28 protein-coding genes and 2 pseudogenes are annotated in these 20,960 nt (G+C 37.5%); 27 read left to right on the top strand and 3 right to left on the bottom strand.

Annotation, left to right across the window (positions count from 1 at the left end):
* The first annotated feature begins 12 nt into the window (after positions 1 to 12).
* The 3 genes from LOZ80_RS12260 to LOZ80_RS12250 all read left to right on the top strand — a co-directional run bounded on the left by LOZ80_RS12260 (position 13) and on the right by LOZ80_RS12250 (position 1,622).
* On the top strand, positions 13 to 660 hold the full coding sequence (locus tag LOZ80_RS12260; RefSeq protein WP_238171701.1) for a hypothetical protein: 648 nt from the start codon (positions 13 to 15) through the stop codon (positions 658 to 660).
* A 38-nt stretch (positions 661 to 698) separates the two neighbouring features.
* Positions 699 to 1,157, top strand: coding sequence for a DUF7878 domain-containing protein (locus LOZ80_RS39485; RefSeq protein WP_443147023.1), 459 nt, complete (start codon positions 699 to 701; stop codon positions 1,155 to 1,157).
* Between the two features lie 156 nt (positions 1,158 to 1,313).
* A complete protein-coding gene (locus LOZ80_RS12250; RefSeq protein WP_238171699.1) occupies positions 1,314 to 1,622 on the top strand; it encodes a hypothetical protein in 309 nt (102 codons plus the stop codon).
* 15 nt (positions 1,623 to 1,637) lie between these two features.
* Here the strand turns inward: LOZ80_RS12250 and LOZ80_RS12245 are convergent, their stop codons facing one another.
* Positions 1,638 to 1,814: a hypothetical protein gene (locus tag LOZ80_RS12245; RefSeq protein WP_238171698.1), complete on the bottom strand. Its 177-nt coding sequence runs from the start codon at positions 1,812 to 1,814 to the stop codon at positions 1,638 to 1,640.
* Positions 1,815 to 2,300: 486 nt separating this feature from the next.
* Positions 2,301 to 3,302, bottom strand: coding sequence for a phosphotransferase (locus LOZ80_RS12240; RefSeq protein ID WP_238171697.1), 1,002 nt, complete (start codon positions 3,300 to 3,302; stop codon positions 2,301 to 2,303).
* Positions 3,303 to 4,295: 993 nt separating this feature from the next.
* Here LOZ80_RS12240 and LOZ80_RS12235 point away from each other — a divergent pair.
* The 7 genes and pseudogenes from LOZ80_RS12235 (at position 4,296) to LOZ80_RS12205 (ending at position 9,399) form a co-directional block, all read left to right on the top strand.
* Positions 4,296 to 5,168, top strand: a complete 873-nt coding sequence (locus LOZ80_RS12235; protein WP_238171696.1) for an arylamine N-acetyltransferase family protein — start codon at positions 4,296 to 4,298, stop codon at positions 5,166 to 5,168.
* Positions 5,169 to 5,291: 123 nt separating this feature from the next.
* Positions 5,292 to 5,868 (top strand): annotated as a pseudogene (locus LOZ80_RS12230) (transposase); the annotation flags it as partial.
* A 237-nt stretch (positions 5,869 to 6,105) separates the two neighbouring features.
* Positions 6,106 to 6,252, top strand: a pseudogene (locus tag LOZ80_RS12225) (MarR family transcriptional regulator); the annotation flags it as partial.
* A gap of 58 nt (positions 6,253 to 6,310) precedes the next feature.
* Positions 6,311 to 6,973, top strand: a complete 663-nt coding sequence (locus tag LOZ80_RS12220; RefSeq protein WP_079420713.1) for an NAD-dependent epimerase/dehydratase family protein — start codon at positions 6,311 to 6,313, stop codon at positions 6,971 to 6,973.
* Between the two features lie 568 nt (positions 6,974 to 7,541).
* Positions 7,542 to 7,856 carry a hypothetical protein gene (locus LOZ80_RS12215; RefSeq protein ID WP_238171695.1) on the top strand — a complete coding sequence of 105 codons (315 nt, stop codon included), beginning with the start codon at positions 7,542 to 7,544 and terminating at the stop codon, positions 7,854 to 7,856.
* Positions 7,857 to 8,026: 170 nt separating this feature from the next.
* Positions 8,027 to 8,470, top strand: a complete 444-nt coding sequence (locus LOZ80_RS12210) for a hypothetical protein (RefSeq protein ID WP_238171694.1) — start codon at positions 8,027 to 8,029, stop codon at positions 8,468 to 8,470.
* A gap of 230 nt (positions 8,471 to 8,700) precedes the next feature.
* Positions 8,701 to 9,399, top strand: a complete 699-nt coding sequence (locus LOZ80_RS12205; RefSeq protein WP_238171693.1) for a metallophosphoesterase family protein — start codon at positions 8,701 to 8,703, stop codon at positions 9,397 to 9,399.
* 559 nt (positions 9,400 to 9,958) lie between these two features.
* On the opposite strand, the gene LOZ80_RS12200 is transcribed toward LOZ80_RS12205, so the two are convergent.
* Complete coding sequence (locus LOZ80_RS12200) at positions 9,959 to 10,369, bottom strand: hypothetical protein (protein ID WP_238171692.1); 411 nt, start codon at positions 10,367 to 10,369, stop codon at positions 9,959 to 9,961.
* Positions 10,370 to 10,608: 239 nt separating this feature from the next.
* Between LOZ80_RS12200 and LOZ80_RS12195 the strand changes: the two genes are divergently transcribed.
* From LOZ80_RS12195 to LOZ80_RS12115, 17 genes are all read left to right on the top strand, one after another.
* Positions 10,609 to 10,983 carry a hypothetical protein gene (locus LOZ80_RS12195; RefSeq protein WP_238171691.1) on the top strand — a complete coding sequence of 125 codons (375 nt, stop codon included), beginning with the start codon at positions 10,609 to 10,611 and terminating at the stop codon, positions 10,981 to 10,983.
* 109 nt (positions 10,984 to 11,092) lie between these two features.
* On the top strand, positions 11,093 to 11,548 hold the full coding sequence (locus LOZ80_RS12190; protein ID WP_238171690.1) for a contact-dependent growth inhibition system immunity protein: 456 nt from the start codon (positions 11,093 to 11,095) through the stop codon (positions 11,546 to 11,548).
* 473 nt (positions 11,549 to 12,021) lie between these two features.
* The gene (locus LOZ80_RS12185; RefSeq protein WP_337951035.1) at positions 12,022 to 12,360 is read left to right on the top strand and encodes an HAD domain-containing protein; all 339 of its coding nucleotides are present in this window, start codon (positions 12,022 to 12,024) and stop codon (positions 12,358 to 12,360) included.
* Positions 12,361 to 12,724: 364 nt separating this feature from the next.
* Complete coding sequence (locus LOZ80_RS12180; protein ID WP_238171689.1) at positions 12,725 to 13,003, top strand: hypothetical protein; 279 nt, start codon at positions 12,725 to 12,727, stop codon at positions 13,001 to 13,003.
* 268 nt (positions 13,004 to 13,271) lie between these two features.
* Positions 13,272 to 13,505, top strand: a complete 234-nt coding sequence (locus tag LOZ80_RS12175; protein WP_238171688.1) for a hypothetical protein — start codon at positions 13,272 to 13,274, stop codon at positions 13,503 to 13,505.
* Between the two features lie 69 nt (positions 13,506 to 13,574).
* Positions 13,575 to 14,126, top strand: a complete 552-nt coding sequence (locus tag LOZ80_RS12170) for a hypothetical protein (RefSeq protein ID WP_238171687.1) — start codon at positions 13,575 to 13,577, stop codon at positions 14,124 to 14,126.
* 201 nt (positions 14,127 to 14,327) lie between these two features.
* The gene (locus tag LOZ80_RS12165; protein WP_238171686.1) at positions 14,328 to 14,501 is read left to right on the top strand and encodes a hypothetical protein; all 174 of its coding nucleotides are present in this window, start codon (positions 14,328 to 14,330) and stop codon (positions 14,499 to 14,501) included.
* A gap of 178 nt (positions 14,502 to 14,679) precedes the next feature.
* On the top strand, positions 14,680 to 15,024 hold the full coding sequence (locus tag LOZ80_RS12160; protein ID WP_238171685.1) for a hypothetical protein: 345 nt from the start codon (positions 14,680 to 14,682) through the stop codon (positions 15,022 to 15,024).
* Between the two features lie 156 nt (positions 15,025 to 15,180).
* Positions 15,181 to 15,585 carry a DUF6557 family protein gene (locus LOZ80_RS12155; RefSeq protein ID WP_238171684.1) on the top strand — a complete coding sequence of 135 codons (405 nt, stop codon included), beginning with the start codon at positions 15,181 to 15,183 and terminating at the stop codon, positions 15,583 to 15,585.
* A gap of 55 nt (positions 15,586 to 15,640) precedes the next feature.
* A complete protein-coding gene (locus tag LOZ80_RS12150; RefSeq protein WP_443147022.1) occupies positions 15,641 to 15,976 on the top strand; it encodes an immunity protein Imm33 domain-containing protein in 336 nt (111 codons plus the stop codon).
* Positions 15,977 to 16,624: 648 nt separating this feature from the next.
* Positions 16,625 to 16,930, top strand: a complete 306-nt coding sequence (locus LOZ80_RS12145; protein WP_238171683.1) for a hypothetical protein — start codon at positions 16,625 to 16,627, stop codon at positions 16,928 to 16,930.
* A 110-nt stretch (positions 16,931 to 17,040) separates the two neighbouring features.
* Complete coding sequence (locus LOZ80_RS12140) at positions 17,041 to 17,883, top strand: tyrosine-type recombinase/integrase (RefSeq protein WP_238171682.1); 843 nt, start codon at positions 17,041 to 17,043, stop codon at positions 17,881 to 17,883.
* Between the two features lie 254 nt (positions 17,884 to 18,137).
* Positions 18,138 to 18,752 carry a DUF6882 domain-containing protein gene (locus LOZ80_RS12135; RefSeq protein ID WP_337951034.1) on the top strand — a complete coding sequence of 205 codons (615 nt, stop codon included), beginning with the start codon at positions 18,138 to 18,140 and terminating at the stop codon, positions 18,750 to 18,752.
* A 117-nt stretch (positions 18,753 to 18,869) separates the two neighbouring features.
* A complete protein-coding gene (locus tag LOZ80_RS12130) occupies positions 18,870 to 19,172 on the top strand; it encodes an immunity 53 family protein (RefSeq protein ID WP_238171680.1) in 303 nt (100 codons plus the stop codon).
* A gap of 154 nt (positions 19,173 to 19,326) precedes the next feature.
* Positions 19,327 to 19,638, top strand: a complete 312-nt coding sequence (locus tag LOZ80_RS12125; protein WP_238171679.1) for a hypothetical protein — start codon at positions 19,327 to 19,329, stop codon at positions 19,636 to 19,638.
* A 402-nt stretch (positions 19,639 to 20,040) separates the two neighbouring features.
* On the top strand, positions 20,041 to 20,394 hold the full coding sequence (locus tag LOZ80_RS12120) for a hypothetical protein (RefSeq protein ID WP_238171678.1): 354 nt from the start codon (positions 20,041 to 20,043) through the stop codon (positions 20,392 to 20,394).
* Positions 20,395 to 20,570: 176 nt separating this feature from the next.
* The gene (locus LOZ80_RS12115) at positions 20,571 to 20,879 is read left to right on the top strand and encodes a hypothetical protein (protein WP_238171677.1); all 309 of its coding nucleotides are present in this window, start codon (positions 20,571 to 20,573) and stop codon (positions 20,877 to 20,879) included.
* The last annotated feature ends 81 nt before the right edge of the window (positions 20,880 to 20,960 follow it).

Genomic DNA, 20,960 nt, shown 5'->3' with positions numbered 1-20,960 from the left:
ATGTGGTTACAAATGTATGATGAGTTGATACATAAAATCAATTCCTTGTTGGAGTCGCCACACCATGATAAACAAGTGGTTGATAAGGTAAATGTAATCATATCTAAATTAGGTACAAGCGATCAGTTAGGAATACATTCAGATTTATCAAATGCTTCATTACAAGCAGTATACAAATATAGAAATGAATTATTATTTATAGATGATGCAAAGGAACATATTGTGTGGTTCTATTTTCGAAAGATGATTGAAAACACTGCACACGCTATAAGCGATACTATATTAGATGAAATTATCGCAGAGTATAAACGTGCTAACTACATTGCATTAGAAAGCATCATTATTGACTTGATCAAAAAGGAAAGACTATCTCAAGAACAAGTAGATAGAATTAAAGTAATATTTCAAAGTAATGCTTTTCGGAAACAGGTTATCTGTTTTAAGGCTAAGACTTTATTGGAAAATGGAATGTGCTTGAATAGGGAAATTGTTCAAGAATTACTTGCAGTTAAAGGATATGAAGTATTAGAACTTGCGATTGACAACAATGCTTTAACGAATGACACTTATGTTTTATTTGTTTGTCCTATTCAAGGTGAAGATAACAGGAAAGCAAAACAACGTTTTTTTGATAAGATTGAATTTCTAAAGGCTCAATAAAACATGGATTTCATTAAACTATCAGGCAGAAAAAGTTCATGTCTTTTATCTCTCAAAAAAAGGTGATAAATATGGACGTAAATATCTCGTTCGTTTTGAATACGGAGATACCAACTGGTGGTGAGAATTACGTATATAGACATGGGTACATTGAGGGAACTTTGGACATTTCACTGAACGAAAAATTATTCTTTCATGACAAATACATCTGTCTAGTGGAGTTTGGAATTGAGTTGGGAAAGTGGCTTCGTAAGAGTAATAGTGGATTTCGTGAAAGTATGCACTACGAGACAATTGACCACAATGAGGTTATCATCGACTTCCTATATGTAGGGGATGATAAATGGAAGATATACTCCATATGGCAGAACTTTGAAACAGACGACTATGCTACAACACTTGAATTGCTAGTTGTTGTGAATCACTTTTTACGTAAACTAAATAAGTCACTTCACGAAATAAAGTATATGGTTACACTGGACGAGTTCATTCAATAAAAGAGAAGCTTTATAGGGGGATCGCTACAGAAATGTAGCGTTTTTTTGTCGTGTAGTTGGTATCAAACCCCAAATGAGGGTATCATAGGGTGGGACCATCCTTTGGTACGTCCAAGGATGGTTTTCTTCAAAAAAAATAGAGTGAGGTGTTCACTGGTGAAAATTATTATCTATTTGTTTATTTTCGTTTTATTGTTTACTGCATGTGATCAGTCCAGAGGTTCCTATCCTGCACAAGTCATGTGTGGCGATGTCATTTATTCTGAATCTCTTGAAACCGTACCATTTAAAGATATTGGAGAGCAAATAGGTGAGATAAAAAAAAGAGTGCGTCCTTTGCCAAAAAATAATGGCGAAGCAAATTCAGCAGAAGTAGGGAGTAAATTATTTAAAATAGTTGGTGAAGATCAAAAGAAAGCGATTGCTATAAAGAAAGATGATGTATATTTTAAAGCTACTCACTAGGCATGTTAAGTTTTTTTACATCTCCACATATCTCTTAACCCTAATATCCACAATAGCCACATTCTCCAAATGGCTCAGCGATTCCTTAATAATTCGTAGCAACTCAATCTGGTTTGATGGCTTTTCTGGAACTTCGATATAGCCCAACTTCGAGATGTTGTTTACCTTGTAATTCACTTGGTAAATCGCCATAATTTAATATTCTCCGATCATAAAATTAAAGCCCTCCACAGTGGATGGGCTTATTTACCGTTGCTTGGTTTGTATTAGAGTGTTAGATCAAACAATGCTTCCAAACAAGGAAGCCTATTGTGCATCCTTTGAACATAGACCTACAGAATATTGCATTTTTCTCCAAAAAGCGTAAAACACATGGTACAATTTAACTATTCGTCCAGTTAAGGGAGTTTTGATATGTCTATATATGTAGTTCTTGGTATACTCCTAGTTGTATCAATTATCTTGAAGTCTGCAAGGTTTAAAGGCTTTTTAGGTGAGAAAACTGTGTCGTATCAACTCAACAAGTTAGATAAGGAAAAATATTTAGTATTGGTTTGAATTGTTGGGGGCGAGGTCGGTTTAACCGACCTCTTAAGTTTAGATAACGTTAGGTCTTTATCGTAGTCAGTTGACAAGAACTTTATCTCATTCCCGACGGATACGTCATACTCATTTTCCTTATTGATTTGTCCATTCCTCTAATAAATCCATTGCTTTCAACCGGAGAAGCCATGTTTGTTCCATAATGTCTATCATTTCACGGCTTCTAGGGCGATTAGGGAAACGAGTGGCCTGCCAAGCTTCCCGAGGCAATCCATACAAGGAAGAAATCAATTTGCGCTCGGTCCTGTCTAAAGGATAGAGTTCCTCGTACCCTTTTAACAACGATTGTATGAAATCGGGATTAAATTGAGTCGTATTCATGAGGGTCTTGGCTACATCAACGTAGATGGAGCCAACCTTAATATGGTCCCAATCGATGATGAAAAGCTGGTTGTCATCAGAAATAATGACATTAGGGGAAGTAATATCGTTGTGTATCAATGCGGGACGGTTCAATTCCTTCTCAAAGAGGTCTACAATCTCCGGTTTCCTTAAGTCGGCCCAGGCCCGATCCGAAATCATTTTGCAGTGTTTTCCATATTTTTTGTACCATCCGTGGTTCTGTTCATTCGCTTGGATTGCTTTTGTCATTCGTCTACGAAAGAGGCGGTCTTGAATTTGCCATGTTCGGATTTGTCTAGGAGTGAAAGGCCCCTTAGTGTAAAGGAAACGACTGGATGTTGTATGTAGTGTGGCAAGGGCCCGACCTATCTCTTCAAAATCTTTTTGGTTTTCCAAATTCCTTCCTTTTATCCAATCGGTTATATAGAAGGGCCTTCCTTGATTTAAAGTCCATAACTTTCCGGAATTGCTCGTGAGCCATTTGGGCATGTAGCTGAAACCGCTATCCATCAAGAGTTGTATATAGTTTGCAGTTGTTTTTATTTGATGAATTGTACTCGAGCGGAGGAATAAATTCCGAAAAAAGGGCTTTATCGCATAGGTTCCACTTTCGGTTTTTATCTGGACGATGGCGTTTTTTCGGTAAAAGGACGCGAATGTTTTTGAACTCAACGGGATCAGGCCGAAGTGGCGGGTGATTTTGCGAATTCTAGTTTTTGTATAGGAATTTGTCATGAATAACCTCGCTTCATTCAAGATGGGGAAAAGAAGAAGATCGAGAGGAGAGCTAATAGTCAGGTTATTCATGGAGGGGGAAGTTTGTATGGTCTAACGCCACGAGAGCAATTAAAAAACTTGCCGTTACAGACAGCACGGTGAACCGACCAATGGTATGTTGGGCATAATTTTGTTGGTTTCGCGTATCGCGAATAGCTGGTGGATCAGATCCGCCGTCGGATGTCCCATCTCTAAAAAAGGAGATCAGTGCTAGATAGGTGCCTTGGAGGCCGCTTATAGAGAGGATTGATGCACAGCACAAGGATAACTCTGCTATTGCCGAAAAAAAATTATGTACACAACAACAGTGGAACCCCCATAATCTCTTTCCCGATGTCCAATGACACAAAAGTGCCTACATAATTAGTTAAGAGAAAGCTTGAGAAATCAAGCTTTTTGATTTTTTATGTAGGGAAATTTGTGTCAGTAAAAAATGCGCAAATTCCCCTACATTGTAGTATTGTGACACAAATTTGCCTACTTTGTAGAAGCCGTGTATATCAATGACCTTTTGTCCTACAAGGGATGTTATGCATCATTTCTTTAACGTATCGCCGGCAGCCGGGCTAAAAAAATAAATTAGGTCCCTAATTGTTCAGTGTAAATAAAGTTTTAGACTGAGAATAAAGTATTAGACCGAAAAATAAAGTTGTAGACTTACCGTAGGCATTAAGCTAACGGGCAGATTAGCGTAATAATGAATGTACTAATATTTTGTAAAAGATGGAGCTTTTTTCGAACGTCTAGATACATAGCAACATTCAGGAGTATAACGATTCGTTGGGTTATGAAAGCGGCAATTGCGGGAGAACGCTTCCACACTCATCTGTACCGGTACAGATCGTCTAAATTCGGATTGAATAACGGTTTCCCGTCGACTATGCTTGAATCTATAACCGGCCGGCTTAGTCAGTAAGGAACAAACCGAAACGAAAGGCAGCTGATGACTAGATGATGCAATTGACGAACGAAGGAATCAAGGCGTATTTACGCCGATTAGACATAGATGACGTTAGCCCGCCTACCAAAGACTATCTATTTGAGCTTCATCGATCCCATATTCGGAACGTGCCATGGGAAACGGTGGATATCGTTGCCGGAAGACCGGCGTCCATCGACGAAAGACAATCAGTACGGCTTATACTTGAAGGCCGCAGCGGGTATTGTTTTCATCTCAATGGCGCGTTTAGCTCGCTTCTCGCCTCATTAGGGTATAAGATTTCCCGGCACAGAGCCGGCGTTCAGCCACTGGGCGAACAACCAAGGGTAAACTCTTTCCACCTTGGGTTAACGGTCAGCTTGGAGAACGAGGAAGGTAGGGAAGAGAGATGGATAGTTGATGCCGGTCTCGGGGATATGCCGTATGAACCACTGCCCCTGCAAGTGGGAGCTTACAGTCAAGGTCCATTTGCGTATACGGTTACTGAATCGGAGGTCGCAGAAAAAGGATGGCGGATGGTGCATGACCCGAACGCTACGATCGTCGGAGTGGATGTAGCTCCCGAAATCGTGCATGATTTAAAAACGTTCGAACCGCAGCACGAGCATTACAGCCGGTCGGCGGATTCACCGTGGATCAATCTGTTTCTCGTTCGGCAGAGGCATGCTTCGGGAAGCAACGAGCTTAGAGGTTGCGTGTGGAGCAAGAGAGACGTTTACGGCACAGAGAAGACGGAGCTTCAGTCTAAGTCGCAATGGCTTGAAGTGCTGGGAGATATTTTTGGCGAGCATCTCGTAAACTACAGCAGACAAGAGCGGGAAGAGCTGTGGAAGAATGTTCGGAACATTCATGAGCAATGGAAGAGAACGAAATCTTTTAATTAAAAGAACCTGGATTTATAACCAAGAATGGTACTGGAGATATGGTGGTTATGAGTATCGAGGAGAATGTGCGACAGCAAGCATTAATAGAACTATACAGTAAGTTGTCCGAAGACGAAGCGGAATAAAAGCCGCGAAACAGGCATGGAAATCGATACGGTCATTGGAGATGCAGCTTATTCTGAGAAAGAGAATATTAAGTATACTAATTAAAACGAATTGAAATTAGTGTCCAAGTTAAACCCAATGATTTCACAAGGAAATCGCAAAAAAGAAGATGAATTTGAGTTCAATAAAGATGCAGGGATGTATGTTTGTAAAGCTGGACATATGGCGATTCGCCGGGCGCGTACGGGAACAAAAAATGTAGGAACAAATGAAGTAGATACCTACTACTTTGATTTCGAAAAGTGTAAGCAATGTCCTTTCAAAGCGGGTTGTTATAAAGAAGGGGCGAAATCCCAAACCTATTCGATCAGCATCAAATCAACCGAACATAGCGAACAGAAAGCTTTTCAAGAAAGTGTGTATTTCAAAGAAAAGGCGAAAGAGCACTATAAAATCGAAACGAAAAATAGTGAGCTAAAACACAGATACGGGTATGAAGTAGCATCTACCTTCGGTCTTGGTGGTATGGAAATGCAAGGGGGCAATGGCTGTATTCACTATCAACCTCAAAAGAATATTGAGGCTACTGAAGTAGAAAGCATGAAGAAAACCATAAAATAAAGGCAGAATTGAATGGAAATTCGCCTATTATTTATTTAGGTTTACTTCAAGAAGTCAAAAACTATGTTTTTTCAGTGGCCTCAGAAAAAAAGGTCCCTTTTTCATTTTAAAAGGAGGGCTGCGTCATAGTTCCAGATATGAAGAAAGGCGGGGTGTTGATGTGTTATAACAATGTGTTGACACAAAAGTAATTAGGGGCCATACTATATATATGAACAACAATAATAAAATAATAAATGACATTGGCGCTATTCCCTCGCTTGTATAATCCAAGCGGCAGATTGATCGCTATAACCTAGACATAGACGCACAGGCAATACTCATCGCGTCTAGGCTAATGGCAGCGGGAGCCAAGCTTCACTATGGACAGACGAATAGTTAATAACAATTTAATTGAGAAAAAGGAGGGATCCATCGTGAAAATAAGAGCGATAATTACAGGTGTTACGGGGATGGTTGGCGAGGGTGTATTACATGAATGCCTGCAGCATCCTGATGTGGAACACGTCTTAGTGATTAACCGCAAACCATGCGGCGTTTCACATCCCAAATTAACTGAAATCATCCACAAAGATTTTTTTGATTTATCTGCAATAAAGTCTCAATTAAGTAACTATAATGCATGCTACTTTTGCTTGGGTGTAAGCTCTGTTGGTTTGAAGGAGGAGGAGTACTCACGATTATCGTTTGATCTTACTGTGCATATGGCAGAAATGCTCGCAGGCTTGAACCCAGATATGGTGTTCTGCTATGTTTCCGGAATGGGGACGGATAGTACAGAGCTAGGAAAAAGGATGTGGGCAAGAGTGAAGGGCAAGACAGAAAATCACCTCATGCAGCTGCCTTTCAAAAAAGCATACATGTTTCGCCCTGCCTACATCAATCCAATAAAGGGATTAAAAAATACGCATAAATCTTATTATGCATTTATGTGGCTATTTCCTATTCTAAGAAGACTATTTCCAAACGTTACAGTGTCTTTAAAGGAGCTTGGTATTGCAATGATTCATACCGTTACTAAAGGGTATGACCAATCTATTCTCGAGAGTAAGGATATCAGTAATTTGGCTAAATCCTAAAGACCTTGATGAAATTGAAAAAGAATTCAAAGAAAAGATACTAAAACACCTATTGAAGAGGCTTGTAAAAAGGTTATAGGCAATGAGCATTAAGCTAACGGCAGAACGATAGTTCAATCATGATGATCGGCTGCCTTTGTCTGAATCGGAACAGCATTTATCGGAACAACTCAGAGAAGAATATCAGAAGAATCATATTCAAGAAATGTCGGGTGACAAGAACATTATTTCATTAATCAAAAGTTCTTGTCACGAGCCAATGACAAGAACTTGATCTCATTGGGTGTCGAACGACAAGAAAATAGCCGATTCAAACCCGCATAAAGTGCGGGTTTTTGTTTTCAATCGGTCAAGTTCTTGTCGCGCATGAAAGACAAGAACTTAACCCTTTTGTGGACGGGCGACAAGAACTTGACCCTTTTGTCGAGGGAAATAATTATCCCCGCGATGATCTACTCCCGATCGCTGAAGTAATGGGCAGGAAAGTTTAACCATTTGGCGAATGCTATTAACAGAATCAACTTTCCGAATCGATAGCAAACAATCCGTAACGATGGGAGAGAAATCCATGATTCACCGTTTTTTCAAGGACGATGTTGGTTACGAGAATTGGTTCGCGAAGAATCCAGAAGGCTTAGTGTTGAACGTGTATGAAGAGAATGCGACATCGGACAAGATGCACTTGGCTAGCTGCTTTTATCTTCGATCAGAGTGCGATGAGGGTCGTCGAACTAACTCATACGAAAAGGTTTGCTCTGACAACCTTGAGGAATTGTCGGATGAAGCAACCAAAATCGGCATGAAACGCAATAAAGTTTGGGCATGGTGTCCGTATTGCAAGATGAAGGTTGACGAGAAGGAAGCGAGGTTCTTAGCATTATAAAAATGTGAGTGAATGCCAAGCGGAAGCTAAATCTCAAGTACAGCACTTATTATCCGAATCCTGACAGATCACCAACAACAGGCTGCCGAATCATCGGCAGCCTGCTTAGCTAACGGACAGTTTGGTTTAATAAGAAATGGTATTATTGTGGTAAAAAGGACTTGGAAAGGGTGAACTTTATGAAATGCTATTTCAGGTGGGACGAGCAATTTATTGGAGGCACTACATATATAAAAATTGATGATGGCTATGCAACAAAACAGATTGTGGTAACACCAAACAAGTACATAGCATCCAACCGAAAAGATGAAGAGCATCATTTTTATTTAGCCGAGGGGCTATTAGATGCAAATGAAATTATACAGTACGGTGGTTCTGAAATTAGCGAAAAACAATTTTATGATATATGGAATGAATATAGAGATGGACTTATTGATAAATGGAACGTAACAAAAGGAAGATTTCCTATCGGATTAGAAGTTGAAGGCATAATTGAAGTGTTTTATCCTCAAGGTGTAATTGTAAGCATTAGGAAGACGAAATTGGTTTGGCTGATTACAAAAAGTGTAAAGATAGCACAAAACCAGAAAATCTTTATCCACGACACAAAGTAATAGGAAAAGTTATTGGGTATGATGAAGAAAATATGTGGTTAGTTATTGATGATCCAACGGTGTTTTGACATTTTTCATTCAACTAACATGAAACTATAGTTCAATTAAGACCGGCTGCCGTTGTCTGTTGAAGTAACGGGCAGGATAGTTACAAATAAAGGAAACCCGTGTTGAGTGGAGAATAAACTGTTAGTTACTAAATTGAGATTTCTCCAAGGAAGTGAATTACGTTGTATGTAACTGGTGATCTTCATGGGTATATAGATATTGGTAAATTGAATTCCAAGCGATTTCCCATAAATAGAGATTTAAGTAAAGATGACTTCGTAATAATTGCTGGAGATTTTGGACTTGTATGGGACAATAAAAATGATGAATTATATTGGAGGAAATGGTTAGCTCGAAAAAACTTTAGTACTTTATTTATTGACGGAAATCATGAGAATTTCCAGTTGCTAAATTCTTACCCTGTAGAGAATTGGAATGGTGGAAACGTACATCGAATAAGTGAAAGCATTATACATTTAATGCGAGGTCAGATCTTTACTATTAAGGGATACAAGATATTTACTTTTGGTGGAGCTCAATCTCACGACAAAGAGTATCGAAAAGAGAATGTTAATTGGTGGCCAGAAGAGATGCCATCACTAGAAGAGTATCATGAAGGAATTAAGAATCTAGAGCGCCATAAATGGGAGGTTGACTTCGTAATCACGCATATGTGTCCTACATCGACCTTGCAGATACTAAATGAATCTAATAATACTGGTATTCATGAGGATCAGTTAAGTGATTACTTTGAGCAAATAAAAGAACGCTTATCTTATAAAAAGTGGTATTTTGGTCACTTTCATAGAGATATGGAATTACCAAATAAACAAAAACTTATCTACAAGTCAATTGAAGAGCTTCCCACTAAGCAATCTTAGTTAATGACTATATAAATTTACTCGTTAATCCGTTAAAGGCCCCAATAATTCCGCTAACGAGAGATGATAATTGAGTAACCAGGGAGCAGATCGCCGCTGCCGGCAGCAGTTCTCTTTTTCATTGAAGTAACTGTGAGGATAACGTGGAGAAGAAATGGAACACTTATTTATTGTAATCTCTAGTTGCTGAGATACACAGTGGGGGATAAAGCCATAAAAAAATCAAAGGTGAAAAATGAACAAGAAAAAATCCATAATTTATTTTATTCTAGCATCATTTTTATTCGGCGGGGCATCTTTTTATTCCAGAGTATCTTTTGGACTTTATTCTTTTTAATATTTATAGGTTATATCTTAACGATCAAGATATCAGATGAAAGAAGAAGTTTCGGGAAACAAATGTTAAGTGCGTGTTTAGGTCTTTCTTTTTCGGCTGGCTCGCAGTTTTGGTCATTTTGCTTATTAAAATATTCATAAACCAATTATATTACTCGTTAATCTAACGGATAACGATAGCTGATGAGGAAGCTGCATCAACCTTTCATTTGGCAAAAAAGCATTAAGGAGATATTTTTGAGCATTGGAACCCCTTAGGTACTGCGTCATTTTTAATACTAACAAGTGCATATGTTATGGCTGTTTTCTCGTTACTTAGTTTGAGATGGACTAGCTTATCGCCTGAAGTATCTTTCTTTCGAAGTTCGACGGTTATCTCAAACGCTGTCCCCCCTTCTAAATACTCAGTCCCTGATGGAAGATTGATCATTCTTATTTCACTAATATGCTCACAGTCATACTGAATAGGATTTTCTTGAAAATGCTCTTTCAAGCTTGATTGAATTTGTGAATGGAGTTGCATTATTAATGCTTCTTCCAGGAGTTTTTCTCGTGGGGATGCTACTGCGTAGTCTTCAGTAGGAATTAGCAAAGAAACGAAAAGACTTAGTAAAGTAAGATGTTTATTGATCATTTATAGTCCTCCAGCTTTTTTTGTATTGTTTGCCAATAGCTGAAATTCTATTTATTGGGACATTAATATTGTCACAAAATCGGAAATTTAATTTAGCGTATTACACTAACGGAGAACGTACAAAACTTCGCGGCAGCCGGCCAGAATGATAGGCTGCTTTTTCGTTGAACTAAAGGGAGGATAGTTGAAATGTATAACTTCACGATATAACATCATAATTTAATAATGGGGGAATGTATATGGAGAATTATAGATTGTTTTCAAATTGGTTAAATCAGATTCTAGTAAAAGACATCCCTGTAGGAATAAAAGCATTCAATTTTAACTTATATGAAGGTTCAGATGATACATACCATATACAATTAATTGGTTCAGAGGAATTCAATGAAAATGACTCAGACTGGGCTTGTACCGACTATTTTAATTCGGAAGAAGTTATTTGCTACATAAACAGAACCGAAGATATTCAACATTGGGAACAAGGTTTAAATCACATTACGATGTTAGTAGAACGTTATCTTAAAGAAGGAGAGTATACAAACCTCCTCAAAAGTGCATCTGCAATTGGAATTGGATTTGTAGATGGGGATATAGATATTCTCTTCCGTACTTAATTAACAGATGTCGTCGCTAAACTCCCTCGGGGAACTATAGCACAATAAACCAGGGAGCAGATTGCCGCGGCAGCTGCTTACCTAAAGGTGGGTAATCTGAGGAGGCTTTATGATAAATGATTATAGTGAACTAACAATTAATAAGATCGCAGAGATCGAAGGATTTACTGATGAGTATGTTGTAGATGAAAGTTCTTCAATGTCTAAATGGTTTGGAAAAATACTTAATACGAAAGTTAAACACTTACTGGATGAGGATGTAGCAAAGCTTTTAAGACAGAATTATCATCCTTTTTATATTATTCCTGAAGCTATTAAAAGAATTAGAATAAATCCAACTGTTGGGGAACTTTATGATGGGGAAATGATATATTCCCTTAGCCAAGTAAAGAGCTCGTTCTGGTTGAGATTCACAGAATTGAAAGATGAAGTCTTGCTACTATTAGATGAGCTTGATAATTACAGGTTAGTTTTCTTAAATGAAGAAGAAATTGATGTTGAGGAATTGAATAATGATTTCAGTAAATTGATTAATGATCTTAAAAGCACAATTTCTAAAGTATAGACTTAGAGAATCAAGCTCTGGATTCATAAAATAACCAATCGCAATATGCTATCCTTCTAGGTAGGGTATGTCACATAGCTGTAGAAATCCCTGACTAAAAAAATAAATCCGCAAATGGTTCAAGAAAAAGCGGAGCATCTATTACATAAGAATGGCTAGTAAATCTTTGAACTAACGGGGAACAAAACTTCAACCATCACATGACGGCAGCCGGCACACGTTTGGGTGCCGTTTTCCTTTGAAGTAACGGGAGGATAGTGTAATTAATCCACGAATTACTATGTGTACTTTTGCAGATTGAGTCTGTCGCAGAAGGAGAGTATAAAAGGGAATTGGAATGATGATGTATTGGGGTGGATGGTTTGAAGTTAATCTTTTTAGACATTGATGGAGTATTGGTTACAACAAACTCTTTAATACCCAGTGATAAATATTTTGGTCATACATTTGAAAAGACTTGTGTCTAAAATCTAATTGAGATAGTCAATGTCACAGGGGCTAAAATCATCATTTCATCATCATGGAGAGAAGGAAGAACATTATCCCAATTACAGTCAATATTTAGGGCTAATGGAATTGAAGACTGCGTAATAGGTGTTACACCCTCCTTCAATAATGAAACAATTAGGGGGGCTGGAATTAATGCCTACTTAGATGATTGTAATGATGTAGATAGTTTCGTAATTATTGACGATGAAGAAAAAATGGGCGACTTAGAGCCATTCCTTGTGGAAACTGATTTTAGAACTGGAATAACTGAAAGCGTTAAAATTGAAGTGATAAGAAGATTAATGATGAATCCAACTGGATAAATGAATGATTTTATTTGAAATAGGGTGAAAAAGTATGTTAGAAAATCCCTTTACACCAGAAAACCTCTATATTCTCTTGAAAAAAATAGATTTAAACGATACGAATTTTACTGAAGAAGATTTTCTCGAATGACGCTGGAGTTATTGGTCGCAATGGAGATCACATAGCGATAGAGAGTATGTACTTAATAATTCAAGGGCAATAGACGTTATAGATAGGTTATTAGACCCTTGGTATCGTTCGGATCAAAAACATTTTCCAAGAGCGAGGATTAAGAAACTAATCGCAATAATTAGAAAAGTTTATTTGTTGGAAAATATAAGATGAAAGCACAATTTTATGGATTGTTAGAGGGGAGAGAAAATGGGATATTTATCTGGTGGTCATAAGATTAAAGCGATATTAAGTTTTGTCTTGGGTTTCCTTGTTAGTTTCCTTCCATATGCAGCTATGTTTTTTAAGTTTGACTTTAACGTTGGATATGAAGGTGCAATACAGGCATTTGTTACTTCAATTTTATTTGGCATTGTAGGGATTACGCTTTGGATCGTTTTTCAGTTTAAACTTAGGAAAAAATTTTTGGGTTTAGGGTTTCTTATTGGAGGATTAACTACATTTCTAATATCAATACCACTTAACTAATTGGCTTAGGTCAAAATGAACTTTGTGCTTATATACAATTACGGTGATCAGTATCATAAATGTTAGGCCATTTTGTTACGCTAACGGGACACGATAGTTAAACATTGAAGGGCTGCCACGCGGCAGCCCTTCTTCCCGCTAACGGGCAGATTTGTTCAATTGATTAAACAGGAAGACTGCAAGTTTCGACGAATAATTAAGATTAAAAAGCTGTTGGTTTCTATTGACGGCAGGCACATTTTTTAGTCTTAATGCGGAGGTTAGCAAGATGGGACCTGAAGAAATTGAATTGTTTTTTTCCTGGAAATATGATGATGAGAGAGGTTTCGACCCATTGGTCTGTATAGAATTAAAAAACTCTCAAACTTTAATCGCCTATATTCATGGCTGGTGGAATGAACCCTTCCCTGAAAAAGATTGCTTATATATTCAAGAAGAAAACGACGACTCGGGGAGTCTGCCAATTAACATTATAAAGAGCATTAATTGGCTATATAAATGAATCATTACAAAGCTAACGGAAAACGATAGTTCAGAAACAGAGATCAGATTACAACTTGGAGGTGAACGAATGAACCATGTTGTTGATTTAACTAAAGGTAATTTTGACAGAATTGATTTTACAGAAGCTAAGATTATAGATTTTTATTGCCAGCATGACCTTCCTTCTAGTTTAGAGTTCAAAGTTTGGGGAGCTACATTACTACTAGAACCAAGATGGAAGCATTCCGAAAAGTTTGATAGTTCTCTACCAGAGACAGAAGATATGTATGTATCTGGATTGGGTATCGTAAAAATCGACAAGCTAATTGGAGGCAATATAGAGGTTTATGCTTATGATAATGTAAAAGAGTCCAATTTAACGAAAGTAGCCAAAAATTGTGATGGTTCAGACCTAGTATTTAGAAGGGACTGGCAATGTATTAGAACAGATAATGTTGATGAATATTTGTGGGAGTGCGTTATTTCATGGCCATATGGATTTTGTAATCTTCATCTTTTCAGTGATGGTGGTAAAGTATCTTTTGAGTTTGAAAGCGACAATATGGTATCTGCAAGAGATTATGTAATGAATACTGAGTTATATCGCTTTAACGCTGATCGAGCTTCAAGAAAAAGTTGAACTTTGGTTCGCTACACTAACGGGACACGATAGCTTCATAACAAAGATCAAACAGGCCGGTGATAAACTCGTTGGCCTGTAGTGCTAACGAGCAGATTACCGTGGAAATACGGCAGGAAATGGAAAAAACCATGCGAATGAATATAAAGCATGAAAGATACGAGACCATGTTCGGGTATTAACACTGAAAGGTGGAATGTAATGCAGTACAGAATGCGTAAAGCAGTAAAATTAGGATTAGCTGGTGGGGTTAGTTGGGCAGTAGTTAGCTATTTTTTAAATAAAAACATAGGTGCTAGTATTGTTGGGGCATCGTCATGGTTTATTGTAACTATTTTAATTGCTTGGGCTCTTCCTGAAAGTAACCAAAAGTGATCTCTTCTGGGTTTGAAAACGAAGCATTAATTAAACTAACGGGAGACGATAGTTGAGTTAAATGGTAAATTAGCAAACTTATGAACAGTTTTCAGCATCGCCGGTAGCCTGCTCAACTATCGGGAAGTAGTGTGGGCAACAAAAGTTTATTATATTTTTAATTAACGGGGGCAAACGTATGGAAAAAATGAACCATTCCGATGCCAGTATCATATTAAAAAGGCTCATTAGGGAATTTGCTGTAGTAGAAAAAATTCAGCGAGGTCATTTAATATGGAACTCATTAAGAAATAAGCCGCAAGTAGTAACCTTTGAGAACGCGATAAACTGGAATGAACAGGGAGAACTAATTTTTTATTTGGAAAGACAAAAGGAAATGTTTAAGGCAAATACAGATGATGTTAAGATATTTTTTGAAAATATAGAGCCGTGGTTAGAGATAGATGCGTATCTATTCGACTTATCGTATAGTTGGCTTACCGCATTTACACATGAAGACACTATTTTATTTTTACAGCATTAGAAATTTATTAATGTGTGGGTAACGATAGTTCAACAACAGAAGGGCTGCTGTATGGTAGTCCCTTCGTTAGGTATATAGAAAGGATAGTTTTAATTTATTGATGAATTACAAGGGGAAGTAGCGGAGTTATCTTGTCACGGGTAAGGTGGGAGAATAATGAAAGCTTTAATAGAATTCTTGAATATGGTTAAATGGGAATCCGTAGAAGGTAGATTGCCTGAGCTTTATCCTGATATGAAAGAAGCCACAGTATTATCAAAATATAACTACGTGTTTAATCAGCTTTTGACTATAAGCAGTGAGGAAAACACAGAGGAACTTGTTATTCAAATTTATGAAGTGACTGATGTATCGGAAGATAATTACTGGGCAGTTAGCGGGCGAAAAAGAAATGATAGCATTAAATATAACATTTCTTTCGATTCATGGGAGAAATGGCTAGGATATTGGGTAGATGATGGTGGATTAGACCAGGTAGATATCATTGCTCATTGTTTATATGAGATGACTTGGGGTGGTTTTTCTCAGGAAGAAATAAGAAACAAATATAATCAGTTATAAGGCTTTTGATTAAGCTCTAACGGCGAACGATAGTGAAAATGAGGTGCAGTAAGTAATGATTGAATCCCAACAAGTAATTTGTGTTAAATATGGTGCTGCTTTTCTTGAAAGTGATCTTAATGAAAAGCTGGGAATTGCTCTTAATATGAGAGATAATTTATTCCCGATTAATGGACTAAGGCATAAGCCTGAAAATGGAACATGTGGTTGGTATATCTGGGCTGGCGAGGTATTTCCAGAAGATCCTGATTACTTTGTCCCCATACATGTAAGGCATATAGATGAGTGGGATCCAAAATTGAAAAAATATCTTGGATTGGGACCAGGTTGGAGATTTCTTATTGCCGACGATTATGAAGATGTATGGTTTGATCAGTCATTATTGGATTAACTGGTGCTATAGCTTTGAGTTATTACGCTAAAGGGAGAACGAGAGTTGAATAAACAAACACCACATGGCTGCCGTGAAAATGATTGGCAGCCTCATTGCGTTAACGGGATTTGGCTCAATACTGGAGGATGAGGGGTGTGGTAAAATTAGTAAGCTAAGGGAGGGCTAAATATAATGAAATCAATTCTAGGGATTGCTTTTTATTTTTGTGCCATTTTGCTTCTGGTTTATTATTTTGTAGGGGTTAGTTTTATTAAGGCTATACAGATGGCAGTGCTTATAACCATGGTACATATCTTAATCCTTCTCATAGACAGGTTTTACAAGAGAAAAGATACACGTAAGGGACATAGCTAAGGGGAGCAGTATTTCCCTTTTCATTACGCTCTTGCTGGGCTAATTTTATTTCCATTTTATTTCATTAGCGTTTATGTGTATTACCGTTTTTTCAAGAGAACATCATGAATCAAGAACGCACGAGTCTTTCAACTACCGGGAGAACTATAGTTTCATCACGACATGAAGGCAGCCGGTACACGATCGGCTGCCTTTGTCAGTTGAAGTAACGGGAGAATAGTTAAATCGATTTCGCGAATACATCATAATCAAATGTTTTCTCAAGCTATTGGAACCTTAGGAGAACACCACATGAAAAAGTCAGTAACTATTTTCTTTTTAGCCATGATTCCGAGTATTGCAACCATGTTTTTATTAGTCGAGTTCTTCCCTTATACAGGTCTTGGAAGAATTGTGAGTATTCCTGTAACATTATTCCTTAATATAACTTTTTTTATTTTGCTTCTAAATTTCACACGTAATCTAAAATCTAGGGCATTCAAATGTTTATTTTGGATTGCAGCGATATTATTAAGCATATTATTGGCGGTTGTCGTATATCCCCAGGAATATTTGCCGAGCGTTTTATCGCAGCTTTGGGATCTGATATTTTCTTAACACTTAACCCATCGCATTAATTCATTAAACTAACGCAGTTAATAAAGTCAGTCTAAAACTTTCCATAAGAAGCAAACTAGATTTAATAGCTCTTATGGGAGGTTTTATTTATGATTTTAAGTGAGTTATGGCGACTGTATGAAGCTGATAAACGTATCCAGGGGTTTAGTCCAAGTACATTGAAAGCCTACGCCCTACAGCTCAAGATGCTGGTAAGAGAACTAGGAGACCTGGATATTTCAGAGATTACTTTGAACTTGTTGAAGGAATGCTTGGCAAAGCAGTCCGATCGGTTGAAACCCAGCAGCTTGGGACATCGTATACGTTTTGTTCGTTCCCTATTCCGCTTTGCTTATGAAGAAACATACTTAACATCAAATCCTTCTTTGAAGTTACGCGAACCCAAAATGGAAAAGCATATTCCTAAGTTTTTGATCGAGGAGGATGTCATTCACTTGAAAATCTCTTGCCAGTCTCTGAGAGAGAGGGCTCTTCTAGAGTTTCTCTACAGTACCGGCTGCCGGGTTGGAGAGGTGGAGAAGTTAAACATCGAAGACCTGAATTGGGAGAACTGCTCCGCAATCGTAAATGGGAAGGGCTCAAAACAAAGAGAAGTTTACTTTACAACCGAGTGTAAAGTTTGGTTGAAGAAGTATCTCGCGAGCCGCGAGGACTCCTGCAATGCCCTATTTGTAACCGATACACATCCAACAAGAAGGATGGCTATTCCGACGATCAGGTGGGCATTAAAACGGCTTGCTGATCGGGGAGAGCTCAAAGCAAATGTATATCCTCATCGCTTTCGTCATACCTACGCGTGCCAGCTCCTAGATAACGGAGCGCCATTAGATTTTATTCAAGGCATGTTGGGACATGAAAAAGCATCAACCACTCAGATTTATGCCCAACTGCGCGGGGAACGCCGGCGAGAACTCTACCGTCGTTACTTTTAGATTTGTAGCGGCGGGGGTGTCTTATTGAAGCCACCGTTCAACTAAAGGGCAGGATTCTTGCAAGAACATGCAGAATTGAAACATGTAATTTATGGATGAGAAGTGCTATTTAAATTTATTAAGTAGGTGGCAGAGTGGGATTATTCGATTTTCTAAAAAAACAAAAAATTTTGGAGCAGGAAGTAAGAAACGTAGATTTACAAGATATTGAGAATTTTTCATCGTTGCAAGAATTATTAGAGTGATATAGTGGTATTGCTCTCGAGAAACAATTAGCAATTAACGATTTAGTCAGTAACCTTGATTGGAATGTTGATATGAGTGCAGGAACAGCGACCTTTGGTAATGATTTAACTTTCCCTATTCAAATGTTGGGTAGTGTTTCGCACCAATCAAACACTTGGTTATGGGCTTGGGGAAACGCTCAAGCACAGATTTCCTCTGATAGTTTGACACAAGCAATGCAATTGAAAGCTTATGGCATAAAGAACAACATTCCTGAACTGAGAGAAAATACAATCTCTGCGACCGATAATGAAGGACATATAATTGCATGTATAGCTTCTGGAATGTTTAAAAATCGTTTTTATTATGCTGGCAACTATGGTGTAGGTACAGCATTTTTTACTATTGATGTAGCAGAAGAAGGTTTATTGGAAAAACCCGAATCGGTATTAACTGTATTTCCTCAACTGATTACGGGATTTGAACTCAATCACAGAAAAGCATTATTCTTTTATTTGAAAGACAAGGGGTTTAATGTTTCTGAATCGAATGACAGTTTAACGGGTGTTTCTGCTAAGCTGACGGTTACAGCACATTTCGATGAGCTGAACCGAATGACCAACCTAGAGGCAACTAATAAATAAAAGTGTTGGTCATTGCGCTAACGGATAACGATAGTTGAGGAGCCGCTTTGGCAACTCCTTTTTGATTCCATTGAAGTAAAGGAAAATTGAAATGAAATAGTTCAGGGGGATTTCAATTTGAATTTAATAGAATGGTTGGAAGACTGGTATTTATCACAGTGTGATGGAGATTGGGAACATTGTTATGGAATGAAAATGGGAACGCTTGATAATCCTGGTTGGAGTGTAAAAATAAACTTGCAAGAAACTACTTTAGAAAACAAACCATTTGAAGGTTTGGTCAAAGAAAGAACCGAGCATGATTGGATACATTGTAGGTTGAAAGAAGGGTACTTTGAAGGGTTTGGTGGTCCTAAAAATTTAGGGGAAATTCTTTTAATCTTCAAAGATTGGGTAGAATTGAGGGACGGCGAACGTTAGTTCAAACAAACCTGGAGCAGATTGCCGCGACAGCTACTCCTTTTGCCATTAAGCTATTGGGCAGGATACTTATAATTAAAGGAAGACTAAGTTTGTATAGAGAAATATGATAGAGACGAAAACGATAATGAACAAGGTCTAGGAGTGATGGAACATGTCTGTACCAGATGTAGAAGCAAAAATAACTTTTTTAAAAAATGGCGTAAGAACAAGACCTGTGTTCTCAGGTTATCGTCCTAACCATCTGGTCACTGACAATTACCTAACAAGTGGGGCACACCATTATTATGAGAAAGACATTGTTGAAATGGGGGAGACTGTACTGGGTACGATAACCTTCATTTCTCCAGAAGCATATCCAAATACTTTGTGGGTTGGTAAAACAATAAATATTCAAGAAGCATCTAGAATTGTAGGCTATGCAGAGATTATTAAGGTCTTCAATTTGCAATTATTAAAACATTAACAGCCGAGTAAACAAATGATTACGGGGAACGTTAGTTAAACAAAATAAGTGAGGCTGCCGCGAAATTTGATTGGCAGCCTTATTAAGCTATAGGCAGTTTAACGCAACAATCACAATGACAACAATTTAATCCATTATTATAGTAAAATAGATACATCCCGTTAAAGCTTGGAGTGGTGCTTAATGTTTGAAATTAGATATGAGATCTTTGATGATGATATTTCCAAACTTCGTGTAATTGACCTCCAGACTTTTAACAAAGAATATAATCAGATTTATGGTTGTTTTACCATAAAGGTAAATGGAATTGAATATCTGCCTTTCCTATCTCCAGAGATGAGGCTGGAGACGAAACGCATGTAATCTGAATTAATACTTACACATTTTGAATTTCTTATCGATGTGTATCACCAGCTCAAAAAAACTAACTATGTTGCGCTAAAATATATTGAAAATCCTTGGACATGGCTTGAATTTAGTCGAGAGGATAATAAAATTATAATTAGTGAATTGAAAATAGAAATTCATGATGTTAGACCGATCCTTACTGATAGAGAACTATTCATAAAGGCATTGAGGAATAATATTATAAATGAGACAATACTTTGGAATGATTTTGAAAAAGAACTTTTTTCAAAAAGCAATGAATTAATAGAAAAGATACAAGAGTTAAATAAAAGTATTCTAAAGTCAAAGCGTTTTGATCAGATTAGTTTATTTGCTCAGGAGGGTCAGGCTCTCGGAGAACAATATTGATCTTGCCGATCATATATATTGGTTTGTAATTACAAGTCCATATGTCTTACGTTAACGAAGAACGATAAATCAATACCGATTGGAGACACTTTGCTCACCTAACCGACGGTTTATTCAGCACTTAGTGGTAAACTACCTTGCATAGTATTATACATTTGCGAATTAAGGAGCAATTTATGGAGGAGAAAGACCAATTCCTAGGCTATTTAGGCGATTATAGAGTTCATGATAGCAAAATTGAAGGAATTTTTTGGGAAAACACAATTCTTATTGTAACTTTAAGAAGCTGTGAGGGAGAGGTAGTAGTTGTTAAATTTTATGGGGTTCAAACTATCAATTCTAACAGACCAATAGGAATGATGCTTTATTCCGTAAGTGAAATGAAAGAGAATGAACCCTTTCGTAAATTTCTCTTTGTTAATTGGGATGAAGAAGATAATGCCTCTTTTGAAATCGTAGCGGAACAAATAGAGTTTATTGTTTAGATATTCATTTGTCGTACTCTCTATTACTAAAGATAAGATGATCGCTACGCTAACGGGACACGATAGTTGAGGGGCCTGCGT

The organism is Paenibacillus sp. HWE-109 (assembly GCF_022163125.1).
GTDB lineage: Bacteria > Bacillota > Bacilli > Paenibacillales > NBRC-103111 > Paenibacillus_E.
This window is presented reverse-complemented; position numbering and strand designations above follow the sequence as displayed.

Bases quoted from the DNA above. Each gene is read 5' to 3' on its own strand.
- LOZ80_RS12115 (WP_238171677.1), top strand. From the start codon at position 20,571: ATGGAGGAGAAAGACCAATTCCTAGGCTATTTAGGCGATTATAGAGTT.
- LOZ80_RS12150 (WP_443147022.1), top strand. From the start codon at position 15,641: ATGATTGAATCCCAACAAGTAATTTGTGTTAAATATGGTGCTGCTTTT.
- LOZ80_RS12175 (WP_238171688.1), top strand. From the start codon at position 13,272: ATGGGACCTGAAGAAATTGAATTGTTTTTTTCCTGGAAATATGATGAT.
- LOZ80_RS12160 (WP_238171685.1), top strand. From the start codon at position 14,680: ATGGAAAAAATGAACCATTCCGATGCCAGTATCATATTAAAAAGGCTC.
- LOZ80_RS39485 (WP_443147023.1), top strand. From the start codon at position 699: ATGTCTTTTATCTCTCAAAAAAAGGTGATAAATATGGACGTAAATATC.
- LOZ80_RS12195 (WP_238171691.1), top strand. From the start codon at position 10,609: ATGGAGAATTATAGATTGTTTTCAAATTGGTTAAATCAGATTCTAGTA.
- LOZ80_RS12190 (WP_238171690.1), top strand. From the start codon at position 11,093: ATGATAAATGATTATAGTGAACTAACAATTAATAAGATCGCAGAGATC.
- LOZ80_RS12240 (WP_238171697.1), bottom strand. From the start codon at position 3,302: ATGACAAATTCCTATACAAAAACTAGAATTCGCAAAATCACCCGCCAC.
- LOZ80_RS12215 (WP_238171695.1), top strand. From the start codon at position 7,542: ATGATTCACCGTTTTTTCAAGGACGATGTTGGTTACGAGAATTGGTTC.
- LOZ80_RS12180 (WP_238171689.1), top strand. From the start codon at position 12,725: ATGGGATATTTATCTGGTGGTCATAAGATTAAAGCGATATTAAGTTTT.
- LOZ80_RS12260 (WP_238171701.1), top strand. From the start codon at position 13: ATGTATGATGAGTTGATACATAAAATCAATTCCTTGTTGGAGTCGCCA.
- LOZ80_RS12165 (WP_238171686.1), top strand. From the start codon at position 14,328: ATGCAGTACAGAATGCGTAAAGCAGTAAAATTAGGATTAGCTGGTGGG.
- LOZ80_RS12145 (WP_238171683.1), top strand. From the start codon at position 16,625: ATGAAAAAGTCAGTAACTATTTTCTTTTTAGCCATGATTCCGAGTATT.
- LOZ80_RS12245 (WP_238171698.1), bottom strand. From the start codon at position 1,814: ATGGCGATTTACCAAGTGAATTACAAGGTAAACAACATCTCGAAGTTG.
- LOZ80_RS12170 (WP_238171687.1), top strand. From the start codon at position 13,575: ATGAACCATGTTGTTGATTTAACTAAAGGTAATTTTGACAGAATTGAT.
- LOZ80_RS12125 (WP_238171679.1), top strand. From the start codon at position 19,327: ATGTCTGTACCAGATGTAGAAGCAAAAATAACTTTTTTAAAAAATGGC.
- LOZ80_RS12235 (WP_238171696.1), top strand. From the start codon at position 4,296: ATGATGCAATTGACGAACGAAGGAATCAAGGCGTATTTACGCCGATTA.
- LOZ80_RS12155 (WP_238171684.1), top strand. From the start codon at position 15,181: ATGAAAGCTTTAATAGAATTCTTGAATATGGTTAAATGGGAATCCGTA.
- LOZ80_RS12200 (WP_238171692.1), bottom strand. From the start codon at position 10,369: ATGATCAATAAACATCTTACTTTACTAAGTCTTTTCGTTTCTTTGCTA.
- LOZ80_RS12140 (WP_238171682.1), top strand. From the start codon at position 17,041: ATGATTTTAAGTGAGTTATGGCGACTGTATGAAGCTGATAAACGTATC.